Annotated in this window: 10 protein-coding genes; 2 read left to right on the forward strand and 8 right to left on the reverse strand. The window is 33.6% G+C overall.

Going from position 1 to position 13,350, the window contains the following annotated elements:
- Window positions 1-170: 170 nt before the first annotated feature.
- Together FLV_RS16445 and FLV_RS16450 are read right to left on the reverse strand one after the other, a co-directional pair.
- Entirely contained in the window at window positions 171-782 is a 612-nt protein-coding gene (locus FLV_RS16445; protein WP_243235306.1) for a thioredoxin family protein, read from the reverse strand.
- Between the two features lie 11 nt (window positions 783-793).
- Window positions 794-1,273 carry a redoxin domain-containing protein gene (locus FLV_RS16450; protein WP_243235307.1) on the reverse strand — a complete coding sequence of 160 codons (480 nt, stop codon included), beginning with the start codon at window positions 1,271-1,273 and terminating at the stop codon, window positions 794-796.
- Window positions 1,274-1,487: 214 nt separating this feature from the next.
- On the opposite strand from FLV_RS16450, the gene FLV_RS16455 reads away from it, so the two are divergent.
- Together FLV_RS16455 and FLV_RS16460 are read left to right on the forward strand one after the other, a co-directional pair.
- A complete protein-coding gene (locus FLV_RS16455; RefSeq protein WP_243235308.1) occupies window positions 1,488-3,095 on the forward strand; it encodes a murein L,D-transpeptidase in 1,608 nt (535 codons plus the stop codon).
- A gap of 189 nt (window positions 3,096-3,284) precedes the next feature.
- Window positions 3,285-4,655, forward strand: coding sequence for a GH1 family beta-glucosidase (locus FLV_RS16460; protein ID WP_243235309.1), 1,371 nt, complete (start codon window positions 3,285-3,287; stop codon window positions 4,653-4,655).
- A gap of 219 nt (window positions 4,656-4,874) precedes the next feature.
- Here the strand turns inward: FLV_RS16460 and FLV_RS16465 are convergent, their stop codons facing one another.
- From FLV_RS16465 to FLV_RS16490, 6 genes are all read right to left on the reverse strand, one after another.
- Window positions 4,875-5,456 carry a DUF4136 domain-containing protein gene (locus FLV_RS16465; RefSeq protein WP_243235310.1) on the reverse strand — a complete coding sequence of 194 codons (582 nt, stop codon included), beginning with the start codon at window positions 5,454-5,456 and terminating at the stop codon, window positions 4,875-4,877.
- Between the two features lie 158 nt (window positions 5,457-5,614).
- A complete protein-coding gene (locus tag FLV_RS16470) occupies window positions 5,615-6,670 on the reverse strand; it encodes an NAD(P)-dependent alcohol dehydrogenase (RefSeq protein ID WP_243235311.1) in 1,056 nt (351 codons plus the stop codon).
- 110 nt (window positions 6,671-6,780) lie between these two features.
- Window positions 6,781-7,188, reverse strand: coding sequence for a cupin domain-containing protein (locus tag FLV_RS16475; protein ID WP_243235312.1), 408 nt, complete (start codon window positions 7,186-7,188; stop codon window positions 6,781-6,783).
- Between the two features lie 231 nt (window positions 7,189-7,419).
- On the reverse strand, window positions 7,420-8,301 hold the full coding sequence (locus tag FLV_RS16480; RefSeq protein WP_243235313.1) for a helix-turn-helix domain-containing protein: 882 nt from the start codon (window positions 8,299-8,301) through the stop codon (window positions 7,420-7,422).
- Between the two features lie 102 nt (window positions 8,302-8,403).
- On the reverse strand, window positions 8,404-11,226 hold the full coding sequence (gene galA / locus FLV_RS16485) for a beta-galactosidase GalA (protein WP_243235314.1): 2,823 nt from the start codon (window positions 11,224-11,226) through the stop codon (window positions 8,404-8,406).
- A gap of 499 nt (window positions 11,227-11,725) precedes the next feature.
- Entirely contained in the window at window positions 11,726-13,318 is a 1,593-nt protein-coding gene (locus FLV_RS16490) for a family 43 glycosylhydrolase (RefSeq protein WP_243235315.1), read from the reverse strand.
- Between the last annotated feature and the right edge of the window lie 32 nt (window positions 13,319-13,350).

Raw genomic sequence — 13,350 nt, forward strand, 5'->3', positions numbered from 1 at the left:
ACTAGTTAAAGGTCGATGTTTTTTTAAAACTTCTTCTACACAGAGAAGCTTAAACTCATATGAATATTTGACTTTTCGTTCCATAAAAATGCCCCCAAATAGTGTCTAACTTTTTGGGGGCAGTTCAATGAATTGAGGCGTTTTTTTGTATAAATGAAGAGCCAAATAAATTAAGCTTTTGCTTTTCTTTTTACTGTACAGCCAATTTCTTTAGTCTGTGTAATAGTTGGTTTTTGATTGTTTTTTAATGATGCTATAACATCTTCAGCATATTTAATTTTTTCTGTTTTAGTTCCTTCCGGATCATTATCGATTGCACCAACATATTCTACTACATTACCTTTAGCTGTTTTCGATACGATAAAAATATGTGGTGTACGTTTTGCTCCAAATTGATCGGTAACTTTTTGCCCTGCATCAAATAAATACGGGAAAGGATATTTTTTTTGTTTTGCTAAATCCTGCATTTTAGTAAAAGTATCATCTGGCTGGGCTTCAGGATCGTTTGGGTTAATTGCAATTACAGGATACCCCTGTGGTCTGAATTTATTGTCTAAATCAATTATTCTTTGCTCATAAGCAACCGCATACGGACAGGTATTACAAGTAAAAACAACGATAAATCCTTTTGCTTTTGGGTAGCTTGCAAATGAAACCTCTTTTCCATCTACATTTTTTAATTTAAATTCCGGTGCAGCATCTCCGGCTTTAAGAGTTGCTGTTTGCGCCTGAGAAAAAAAGGCAGAAAATGCCAGTACTAATAAAAGAATTATTTTCTTCATGATTTAATAGTTTACAGATTTTTATATTCAGTTAATAATTGTTCATAAGTAAATTCGCTTTCGACAAATTTTCGTTTGTCGCCTTTGATAAAAATGGTTGCCGGGATGCTGCCCGACCACGAAGGATCAATTCGGTCAATATATTCCTGCGGACTGCTTTCATTCAATAATAAAACTTCATTTTTAAGGTTTTTTCTCTTGACAAATGGCTCCACAGCCGAACTCAATTTGGATTTAAAATCGACACTAATCAATAACACGACTAATTTCTCCGATTTGTATTCTGCACCCAGCTTTTCAAAATGTGGCAGTTCCTTAATGCATGGCGCACACCAGGTTGCCCAAAAATTGACAACATAAGTACTGTCTTTTCCTGTCTTTATTCTTTCATTCAGTTGGTCAATATTAATTAGTTTTATATTCTGGCAGTATGCCGTAACTGAAAAAGTCAGAAAGAAAAAAATAACTATTTTAAAAACGTACAACCTCATAGATTTCAAATTTTCATTTTTTGTCTTACAAATATAAATTAATGAAGCTTTGACTACTGTTAATAAAAGTTAAATACGAAAAATTCTTCCGGTATTTTTAATCTTTTCATTACAACTACTTTATCATATTTTTCTTAAATTTAACTCCCAAATAAAAGAATTTGTCATTCGCAAATTTCTCATTAATTGTTTTATCATTCCTAAATTAAAAAAAATGAAAAACTTTACATTCTCCACAGCTTTAGTAATCTGTTTATTAATTGCACCGTCTGTAATTTCTAAAAATATTTTTTCAGATAAAAACACAATTACTTTAGAATACACGTATGGAATTCCTGTTATTAACGATGGTATATTAGCAGCATTTTTTAAAAAATATTCCAGTTTAAAAAAGTATCAAAGCGAAGTTACAGCACTTTATAAAGACAAGGCATATCAGTCAATTTGGTACGAATCTAATGAAATAAACGAACTAGGATATTTATTATATCATAAATTGAATATGATTGATGATGAAGGTGTTGAAATCAGCCTGCCTTATAAAACCAAAATCGATGAAATTTTTGATGAAAGCCCTGAAGAAAAAATTTCTGAAACTGATACAGAACTGCTTTTGAGCAGCATGTATATTATTTATGCCAAAAGTGTTTATGAAGGGCTTGATGCAAAAACAGTTAACAATCTGGAATGGTTTTTACCAAAGAAAAAAATTGCTTATGCAACTTTACTGGATTCCTTAATCGTTAATCCTAAACTGCTTAATAATAACAATCAGGTCCTTTTTAGTCAATACTACAAACTTCATGAGGTTTTAAAAAAATATAGAGCAATCGAAAAAAATAATACCTGGACACCTATCACAATAGATTCTCCTTTCAAAGAATTAAGACCTGATGACACTTCTAACACTGTGGCACAAATACGGCAAAGACTTGCTGTTGTTGGCGATTTGGCAAGAGACTCTAAAAGCAATGTTTATGATGAAGAATTAATGACAGGAGTATTAAAATATAAAAAAAGATATGGGCTGACACTTAATTACAAAATCACCAAAGATCACATCGATCAGATGAACGAACCGGTAAGTGACCGCATAAAAACTCTTATGCTCAATATGGAACGCTGCCGATGGATTCCGCCTTCATTAGAAAAAGGTCATGAGTATGTAATGGTAAATATTCCTTCGTTTATGCTATATTATATCAGAGACGGTAATTTTGAAATTGAATCGAATGTATTTATTGGTACTCCGCTGACCAAAACAGTTATTTTTAGCGGACAGATAGATAAAATCGTATTCAGCCCTTATTGGTATGTTCCAGCCAGTATTATACAAAACGAACTGAAACTAAAAATGGCAGAAGACAAAAATTATTTGGCCGATCATAATATGGAATGGAATAATGGCAAGGTCAGACAAAAACCGGGTCCTAAAAACTCTCTGGGACTCGTAAAATTTATGTTTCCTAATCCAAATGATATTTATTTGCATGATTCCCCCGCCAAGAGCCTTTTTACATTTGAAAAACGCATATTTAGCCATGGATGCATCAACGTGATGAAAGCAAAAGAACTGGCAATTTCTATGCTGAAAGAATATAATGACTGGCCTATAGAAAAAATTAATAATGCTATGAGCGGTGAAAAAGAAATCACTTGCAGACTTACTACAAAAGTTCCTATATACATAGGATATTTTACTGCATGGGTAGACAGAGAAGGTCAAATCAATTTTTTTCCTGATGTATATGACAGAGATACTCATCTGAATAATGTTTTATTTCCGGAAGACAAATCTTTCAAAACAGAACTTATGAAATAAAAAAAGTTAACTATTTGATAACATTTAAGTTACTGTAAATTTATATTTGTTTGCTTATTTTGAATAAAACAAATAGTTATGAAATTCTTTAGCTTACATTTTTTGGATTCATTTAAAGAATGGCTTTTTTTAAGAGCTATGCACTCATCATTCATTCATTAATTTTCATAATAAGGAAAATATATTTGAATGAATAAATTAGAGAAGTCATTTTTAAATAAGGACCAATTTGGAGAAGATTTTCTTTGGGGGGTATCTACTGCTGCTTTTCAAATAGAAGGAGCGCATGATGCTGATGGAAAAGGACCTTCGATATGGGATGTTTTTACCAGTCAAAAAGGTAAAATAAAAAATAGTCATCATGCTATAAATGCATGCAATTTTTACAATTGCTACAAAGATGATATTCATCTAATTAGAGAACTGAATATTCCTAATTTCAGGTTTTCTATCAGTTGGTCACGAATTATGCCTACAGGGCTTCACCCAGTCAATCAGGCTGGTATAGATTACTATAATAAAATAATCGATTTTTTACTGGAATGCAATATTGAACCATGGGTGACACTTTACCACTGGGATTTGCCTCATGCTCTTGAAGTAAATGGCGGATGGACAAACAGAGAATGTGCCACATGGTTTTCAGATTATGCAGAAGTATGTGCACAGCATTTTGGAGATCGTATAAAAAACTGGATGGTTATAAATGAGCCTTCTGTTTTTACAGGTGCAGGATATTTTCTTGGAATTCATGCTCCGGGAAAAAAAGGCATAACCAATTATTTAAAAGCTATACATCACGTAACATTAGCAACTGCAGCCGGTGCAAAAAAACTAAGACAATACATCCCTGATGCAAATATCGGCACTACTTTTTCCTGTACTCATATCGAACCATTTTCAGATAAACCGGGAGATATCCAGGCAGCTAAGCGTGTCGACACCTTATTAAACAGAACTTTTATAGAACCAATTTTAGGCTTAGGTTATCCTCAGAATGACCTTCCTGTACTTAAAAAACTTACTAATTATATTCAGGGCGATGATTTAGACAATTTAGCATTTGACTTTGATTTCATAGGCCTGCAGTGTTATACACGTGAAATTGTAAAAAACTCATTATTAACTCCGTATATTGGGGCCGAATTAGTAAGTGCCGAAAAAAGAAATGTTATATCTACTGATATGGGCTGGGAGATTTATCCTCCTGCCCTATACTATATCCTTCAAAAATTTAATTCTTATAATGGAATTAAAAAGATTATAATTACCGAAAACGGTGCTGCATTTCCTGATACCGTAATAAACGGAAAAGTATATGATATTAAGCGAACACATTATATACAAGACCATTTAGAGCAATTATTTAAAGCAAAACAAGAGGGCTGCAAAGTTGACGGTTATTTTGTATGGAGCCTTACCGATAATTTTGAATGGGCAGAAGGTTACAATGCAAGGTTTGGATTAGTACATGTTGATTTTGAAACTCAAAAAAGAACCATCAAACAATCGGGAATCTGGTTTCGGGATTTTTTAGAACCAAACAAAAAAAACATATAGATTACCTTTTAAATTATACAAAAAAATCAGCATAATTCATCTTTAAATTAGTATTCAATCTCTAAATTAAGAATGGATGTAACAACAAAAATCTCTGGTAGATAAAATTTAAATCATTCAATATTAAATTCGTATATAAAATAACCCTTGGGTATAATTAGATTTTAATAATTACACCCAAGGGTTATAAACAAATATTTTATATCAAAAATCTATAAACTATTTTTTTACAGCATCAGGAGGAAAACCTGCTAATATTTTTTTTATAGCGCTATTGATAAATTCTTCAGGATTTTTAAGTTTACTATCTATTTCAGCATTACCCAATCCTTGCCAAACCAATTTACCGGTTTTAGCAGATACTATGTCAATTATTAAGGAACCATCCAGGTAATCATCGGTATTCAATGTTACGGTATTGTTGTTTAATAACATTGAGCCACTGCCCCAATATCTATATGGACGGTGCATAGTTCCATAATCGTAGTAACTGTTAGCAGTAACCGAAGTTTTATTTTTTAAGATCGAAACCGCATTTACTTTTAAATCAGGATTAGTAGTCGATTCTGTAAAACCTTTAGCGATCATCTCGGCACGTATTGCTTTAGTGATACGATCAGCATTTAATTCGTTTACCTGACCTTCCTGAGCCTTTAAATCATAAACTGTAAAAGTCTTAAATTCACTAAAATTAACTGCATAGTCATAATCTCTCGTTACATTAACTGTTGGCGAACAGCTAAAAAACAAACCCAATAAGAACATTGGAATTATGCGGACATTTTTACTTTTAATATTCATTTATGTTATTTGTTAAATTAACGATTAAATTTAGTTCAATGTGAATTTGTTAAAATTACAATAAATTTTTAATGAATAAAAAGTAAGATTCAAAAATTACATAAAAGCTGCATTTCTTTATTAGAAATGCAGCTTTTATAATATAGTAATCTGTATTTTTAGTTCTTCAAAGATGCCATATCAATTACAAAACGATATTTGATATCCCCTTTTAATAATCTTTCATAAGCATCATTAACATCGTTCACGCCAATTAATTCAATATCGGCAATAATATTGTGTTCAGCACAAAAATCAAGCATTTCCTGCGTTTCTGCAATACCCCCAATCATAGATCCGGCAAAACTTCTTCTTCCTAATATAAGGCTGAAAGATGTTACAGGAAGCGGTTCCATTGGAGCGCCCACTAAAACCAGATTTCCGTCAACTTTTAATAAATTTAGATAAGAATCTATACTATGTTCTGCCGATACACAATCTAAAATAAAATGCAGACTTCGGGCATGCTGTGCCATTTGTTCCGGATCTGAAGATAAAACTACTTCATCAGCTCCTAAACGTTTAGCATCTTCGGTTTTAGACAATGAAGTGGTAAAAACTACTACATGAGCTCCCATAGCTTTTGCTAATTTTATCCCCATGTGTCCTAAACCACCTATCCCTACAATACCAACTTTTTGACCAGGACCAACTTTCCAGTGTTTTAAAGGAGAATAAGTTGTAATTCCGGCGCAAAGCAATGGAGCAACTCCGGCAAGATCAAGTTTATCTGAAATATGCAATACGTAATTTTCATCCACAACAATACTTTCTGAATAGCCTCCAAAAGTTTGTCCTCCTAAATGTGCGTCAGGAGAATTAAAAGTCAAAATGCTTCCTTCATCACAAAATTGTTCCAAATCGCTTTTACAATGCTCACATTCTCTGCATGAATCAACCATACAACCTACTCCTGCAAGTTCTCCAACTTTAAAATTCTTAACATGATCTCCTACTTTTACAATTCGTCCCACAATTTCGTGACCCGGAACTATCGGATAAATTGTTCCATGCCATTCGTTTCTCGCCGAATGAAGATCTGAATGACAGATGCCGCAATATAAAATTTCAATTTCTACATCGTGTGCCTGTACTGTACGGCGTTTGATATCTAGTGTTTGTAACGGAGCTTCGGCAGCTTCTGTACCAAAGGCTTTTATGTTTTTTGTTTCCATATTGTTTTTTATTTGTTTCAGGTTTCAAGTTTCAGGTTTCAAGTTTCAGGTTTCAGGTTTCAAGTTTCAGGTTTCAAGTTTCAGGTTTCAAGTTTCAGGTTTTAAAAAACTTAGTGGCTGCTTAACAGAAAATATTCTCCGTCAGTTACTTTTTCTAACCAGATTCCATAGCCTTTATCTACTTCGGTGATAATGGCAACGTAGGAGAATTTATCAAAAGGAGTTGCTCCATACCAATGCTCTACTCCTGGTAAAATTGTCACAACTTCATCTTTTTGAAGCTTTCGAACGGCGCTTCCTCTTTCCTGATAATATCCAATTCCTTCTTTCGCAATGAGCATGTGCAGACCTGCGTTGCTATGCCAATTACTTCTTGCACAAGGCTCAAAAGTAACTTCCTTAATAACAGTGTTTTCCGGATGAATGTCACTAGTTTGTTTTTTATAGAAAACGTCACCCGTCATATAAGTATTCGGGACTTTTCCTTCTTCGATAACGGCTGCATAATTTGTTGACATAAATTTAGTTATTTTTTTGAGATTAACTTTATTTGAAACTACTTTACAACAGCCAACAATATCATAATCAATAAACTAAATTTAAGAAAGCCAGAAGTTGCTTTGTGAAGTATTATTTAGTCTGTTAAAAACTGAAAAGGATTAATACTGTAATTTCAGAGGCAAAATTAGAATAACAATGCTTCTTAAAAATAACAATATTCAAACAAAAAATTATGAAATTGAAACAATTTACATTCTGAGCGACTTTGGAACTGTTCCAGTAAGTCTTTTAAAGTAATTATTAAAATAACTCGGATAGTCAAATCCAAGCGAATAACCAATATCAGCAATACTCCAGTCTGTATGCTGTAATAAAGCTTTGGCTTCGTTGATAATTCTTTCGGTAATATGTGCAGTTGTCGGTTTTCCTGTAACTTCTTTTACCGAACGGTTTAAATGATTTACATGAACGGCAAGGCTTTGCGCATAATCCTGCGGTGTTTTTAAAGCCAACGGTTCGTTTTTGGTTTCTATCGGAAATTGTCTTTCTAATAATTCTAAAAATAAAGAAGTAATTCTCGAAGAGGCATTTTTATGTTTAAAAAAGTTTTCTGATGGCTGCATTTTCATTGATTCATGAATAATCAGGTTGATGTAATTACGCATTAAATCATCTTTAAAAACATAATCAGTTTCTTGTTCTTCGATCATTTTTTGAAAGAGCGAATCGATAAAAACCTTTTGTTCAGGTGTTAATGTAAAAATTGGAGTTCCGCCTATTTTAAACAAAGGCGATTCATGAAGTGTTTCTGAGCGGTCTTTTACTTTTAAAAATTCTTCGGTAAAAACGCAGGCATAACCTTCATATTCAGGAGAAACTATTTCCCATGAATACGGAATAATCGGATTACCAAAAAACAAAATGGTACCGTCAGTTTCTATTCCGCGATCAGCATAATGTATAAGACTTTTACTTGTATTGATACATATTTTATAAAAGTCCCTTCTGTTATAAGTTGGTATCTTGCTTACGTCACCGCCAACTTCGTAAACTTTAAAACCTTTTAGTTTTAAATCCGAAGTATTAAAATCACAATTTTGATTTTCCTGAATTTCTGCCTGATTACTCATTCTGCAAAGTTATGAAAATCAAACAAAACAATTTTACTCGTTTCAGGTTTCTTTTGTTTCAGGTTTGAAGTTATCGAAATTTCAAAAATCTGAAACTTTAAATTACTTTTTCAAAATTAAAGTTCCTGCATTTAAACCATTGGCTGTAGCCGATAAAACTAGTTCAGCAGCATTTTCCTCTTTTTGAATGATAATCTGAGCGTATCCGTTAAAGAGTTTTCTTTTCCAGACTTCAGCCGGTGTAATCACCTGAATGATTCCCGGATCTGTATTCATTACGTCCCAATCTCTTATTTTTTGTAAAGGCGGTGCAATAATCTGAATGGTATTTGTTCCCTGCTTTAAAAAATTACTATTCAAAACATACTTTTGATCATCCTCTGTACTGGCAGTAATTTTATTTCCGTTTACAAAAACAACTGCATCTGTTCCTATTTTTTTGTAAAAGAAATTAACGGTATTTGTACTTAAATTGTTGCTTAATTCAAATTTACCACGATACACGTATGACGGAGCCTGATTTTTATAATCCCGGTCTTTAAAGGCTTCTTTCCAATTGTTATCATCAGAAGATATCTGATTTGTAGTATTAGCCGAAGCTAATTTCTTTTCTTCAAAATTCGTAATTGGTACAAGCTCAATATTATCTATGAACTGGTCTTTTTCTAAAGAAGTCGGATTCCCGTTTCCAACACCCAAAATCTTTCCTCCTTTTACAGCAAATGTAATTTCATGGTTGGAGGTTGGAACATGTAATCCCTTTTTGTCTGTGGTTTCAACAGTTACGACCACAACATTTGCATTAGGCTGATTTTCTTTATCTGCAGAAAGCTTTATATTTTGAGGAATCTCAGTAGTTTTTTGAACTTCAGAAAGCAGTTTTTTACCATTTTTATACCCAATGGCTTCAAGAGTTCCTGCTGCATATTTTACTTTCCATTCTAAATGGCTGTTTTGTACCATTTTCTTTTTACCAAGACTTTTTTTGTTCAGAAAAAGTTCGACTTCATCACAGTTTGAATGTACCCAGACATCAATTTCTTTATTTTCCATTCCAACCCAGTTCCAGTGTGGCATGATATGTAAAACGGATTTATTTCCCCACCATGATTTTAAATAATAAACATTGTCTTTTGGGAAACCGCAAACATCCATCATTCCAAAATAAGACGTAACCGACGGCCAGCCATAAGGTGTAGGTTCTCCCCTGTAATCAAAACCGGTCCAGATAAACATTCCGGCTAAATAAGGTCTTTCAGCATAAAATTTCCAGCCTTCTTCGATGCTGTAAAATGTTGGACGTGGTTTTTTGTCATAAGCACTTTTATAATGTTTGGCTTCATCATCAAAATAAATACCGCGTGTTGCAAACGTAGAACCTTCTTCTGTGCCCATTCCCGGTTGTTGTTTGAATTGATTTCGGTGTGCATCAATATCTCCGTTACCCAAATAATTATAGCCCATAACTTCGACTACAGAAGATATTCCGCTTTTAAAACCGCTGCTTATTCCAACCGTAACAGGTCTTGTAGCATCAATACTTTTTGTAAATCCCTGCATCACATTGGTAATGCGTTCACCTACAATTCCGCCTTCAATATTCCACTCTTCATTTCCAACCGACCAACAAAAAATACTCGGATGATTGCGGTCACGCTCTATCATTCGTTTTAAATCATTTAGGTGATAATCGTTAATTCCCATCAAACGGGTTTCATCAATAACCAGCATTCCGAGTTTATCACAGGCGTCAAGCAATTCAGGTGTTGGCGGATGATGTGAACAGCGATAGGCATTCGATCCCATTTCCTTTAACTTTTTGATTCGGTAATATTGTAATTCATCCGGCAAGGCTGTTCCAATTCCGGCATGATCCTGATGATTATTCGTTCCTTTTAATTTTACCGGTTTTCCGTTAAGAAAAAAACCTTTCTCAGCATCAAACTTAATTGTACGAATTCCGAAAGAAGTTTCATAGCGGTCAATTAATTTTCCTTCCTGCTTAATTTCAGTTATTAAACGATATAAATTGGGGTTTTCAATATCCCACAATAATGGATTATTGACTTGTAGTTTTGAACTGTAATTCGATGTTTTATAAAAATCCGGAGCAGTTTTAGTTTCAGAAATAATTGCAATTTGCTTGCCCGAAGTGTCTAAAATACTTTGGAGAATTTCAATTTGACCTTTATAATTCCCTTTATTTTCAACATAAACTTCAGTGGTAACTTCAGCAATGTTTTCTTTTATTTCGGAAGTAACATAAGTTCCGTTTGCTACAACGTGAATTGGGTTTGTTTTTTGCAGATACACATGTCTGTAAATTCCGGCTCCTTCATAAAACCAACCTTCTTCCATCGAAGCATCTGCACGCACTACAATTGTATTTTCTCCGCCGTAATTTACATAAGCGGTAACATCATATTCAAATCCATTATAACCACTTTCTTCGGTTCCAAGAAAATAACCGTTAAAGAAGACTTTAGAATTTCTAAAAACGCCATCAAATTTTAAAGAAATGATTCGACCTTGATCGCTTTCAGGAATATTGATTTTTTTTCGGTACCAGCCGATGCTTTTTTCAGGGAAATTTTTTCCGGCAGTTTTAAATCCGTGGCTATAACTCGCTTTTTCGCTAAACGATTGCTCAACCGCCCAATCATGCGGAAGATCTAATTTTCTCCACGCACGGTCATCAAAATTTTGCGCAGCAGGACCATCACCAAATCCGGTTTTGGTTAAATACGAAAAATAGCCTGTCGCATGATTAAAATCTTTCTGGGTATCGTACAAATGACCGAAAGAAAAACGCCAGTCCTTATCAATTAAAATTAAATCTCGTTCAGCCTGCTTTTGTGCCGAAGCTAAAAGAGATATTAAAAAAATAATACAGAGAAAAAATCGATTAAGAGCAATAGATTTCATAAATAATTCCGGTTAATTTGATGGTTATGTAAAGTTTATAAATATACCTTTTTAAAAGCACCGGAATTAATAGTATTTTATCAAAGTTTAATGAATTTTAGTTATTAAAAACTGAATTACAAATTTCACCTTTTAGTCATTTTTAATGGTAATTTTAAGAAGCTGATCCCGCTATCCGTTTCAATCTTTTATGGCGAACCCCGCCACAAAAGGATTTTCACTTCTATCGGGGCTAGGGCAATTATTTTCAAAAGATTTTTTATTCAGTATAGTTTGTCAATTTCGACGTAAGAAGAAATCAGATCCAGAGAGCAACGTACTTTGTGGTTACGTTATGTGATTTCTCCTTCGTCGAAATGACAAGATTGCGCATTTCCCAACAGTTCAAAATCTAATTTAATAAATACTATCACCCTGAGCGGAGTCGAAGGCTTATTTAGAAAGGGCTTCGACTCCGCTCAGCCTGACACCTGTTTTCAATTATAATTAATTAGTTCTCTTATTTCCTAACCAGCATAACATCGTCAACCTGACAAGAAGCATTTGCTTCTCCATCAAACAGAAAACCAATCTCAACTTTGCCAGCCTTAATAGCTATGTTTTTTATGATTATGGTTTTCCATAAGGCATTTTCTTCCTTTATATTGTATGCATTTTTTTTACCATTACTTAAAGCATACATTTCTAAGTTAGTAAAACCTTTGGTATTCCTAACTTTGGCTATAAGCGTATATAAACCCTCTTCGAGTTTTACATAAGGAGACGAAGTAATAGTTTGAAACGTTTTTCTTTTAAAATTAATCTTATCGGTAATATTTAAACTTTTTTCGCCAATCACAATCTTTCTGTCATTTTCAGTATTAAAATAATTGATTACCGGAGAAGTTATAGTATCCAAGCTAATTTTATTTCCTTCAATAACCTCATTAGTCCAGCCTGTTAATTCAATTTGTACAGGTTTAACAGGACTTGGAATATGTCTGCGATCGGCTTCAAAACTTCCGTTTTTAACGTAATTATTATCTTTGGCGACTTTCCATTCGCCTGTTTTAGCATTAATATTCCATGAACTAAGCGAATTAAAATAAGGTGTTTTTCCATCAAAAGACATTGGACACCATTGATTGTATCCTAAGCCGTTACCTGCAAAATCTGCCCATCGGTCTCCGCAATATAGTATGGTTTCCTGCTTACTTCCTTTTACAGAAAAGAAAAAACCGGTTTGTGAAACATGGGCAAAATCATCTGAAGCCCCCTTCATAACCAACATATCATTGACTGGAAGATAGGGCCCTCTGATATCATCGGCAACTAAATAATAGGCAAACGAAGCATCCCAGCCATAGATATTGGATGCAAACATGTAGTATTTATTTTGGTACTTGAACATGCAGTTTCCTTCACGACTCTCGCCTTTAAAAATCTGAGTACAGTCTAAAAGGTTTACTTTACCTTCTTTAATACCAATTTCTGAAACATATATTTTATTCCTTCCTTTTCCGTAAGAATAAATTAAATACGATTTTCCGTTATCTTCATCGGTAAATACCGTCTGATCGCCGGTATTGCTTGTTCCGATCATTTTTTCCATGTTGATTTTCTGATGCCAGATAAATTGCCCTGTTGGAGTATCTGAAAGCATAATCAATACTTCACTATCATGCTGTACAAACATGGCATACTTATTCAGTTCTTTTATGTACGCTACTCCTAAACGGCCAACCCAGGTTTTACCTGATTTATTTACATCCTCTTTGGTTACAACATCTCCTTCAAACGTCCAGTTTACCAAATCAGTTGAACTGTAACAGGTAACCGATTTAAAAGTGGCATTGGGCAAAGTAATATAGGGAGCATTTCTGTAGATATTCGCTTCTTCATACTGAACACCGTACCAGTAATATTTTTGTACTCCGCCAACCGGCTTTGAAAATTTAAAAATACCTCCCCCCTGACTGTTTAATGGCTGTCCGTCTTTTGTATTCCAAAAAACATCATTTTTGATATTGTCTTTTTGTGCATTAACATTCATAATGATGCTTAAAGCCAAAATAGTCATCAATAAAACAGAGGGTGTTTTTTTAATTTTCATGTTTTTATCTTTTAATTAGAATCTTATACATA

Source organism: Flavobacterium pectinovorum (assembly GCF_022802975.1).
GTDB lineage: Bacteria > Bacteroidota > Bacteroidia > Flavobacteriales > Flavobacteriaceae > Flavobacterium > Flavobacterium pectinovorum_B.

Bases quoted from the DNA above. Each gene is read 5' to 3' on its own strand.
- FLV_RS16465 (WP_243235310.1), bottom strand. From the start codon at position 5,456: ATGAATATTAAAAGTAAAAATGTCCGCATAATTCCAATGTTCTTATTG.
- FLV_RS16470 (WP_243235311.1), bottom strand. From the start codon at position 6,670: ATGGAAACAAAAAACATAAAAGCCTTTGGTACAGAAGCTGCCGAAGCT.
- galA (WP_243235314.1), bottom strand. From the start codon at position 11,226: ATGAAATCTATTGCTCTTAATCGATTTTTTCTCTGTATTATTTTTTTA.
- FLV_RS16480 (WP_243235313.1), bottom strand. From the start codon at position 8,301: ATGAGTAATCAGGCAGAAATTCAGGAAAATCAAAATTGTGATTTTAAT.
- FLV_RS16460 (WP_243235309.1), top strand. From the start codon at position 3,285: ATGAATAAATTAGAGAAGTCATTTTTAAATAAGGACCAATTTGGAGAA.
- FLV_RS16475 (WP_243235312.1), bottom strand. From the start codon at position 7,188: ATGTCAACAAATTATGCAGCCGTTATCGAAGAAGGAAAAGTCCCGAAT.
- FLV_RS16445 (WP_243235306.1), bottom strand. From the start codon at position 782: ATGAAGAAAATAATTCTTTTATTAGTACTGGCATTTTCTGCCTTTTTT.
- FLV_RS16450 (WP_243235307.1), bottom strand. From the start codon at position 1,273: ATGAGGTTGTACGTTTTTAAAATAGTTATTTTTTTCTTTCTGACTTTT.
- FLV_RS16455 (WP_243235308.1), top strand. From the start codon at position 1,488: ATGAAAAACTTTACATTCTCCACAGCTTTAGTAATCTGTTTATTAATT.
- FLV_RS16490 (WP_243235315.1), bottom strand. From the start codon at position 13,318: ATGAAAATTAAAAAAACACCCTCTGTTTTATTGATGACTATTTTGGCT.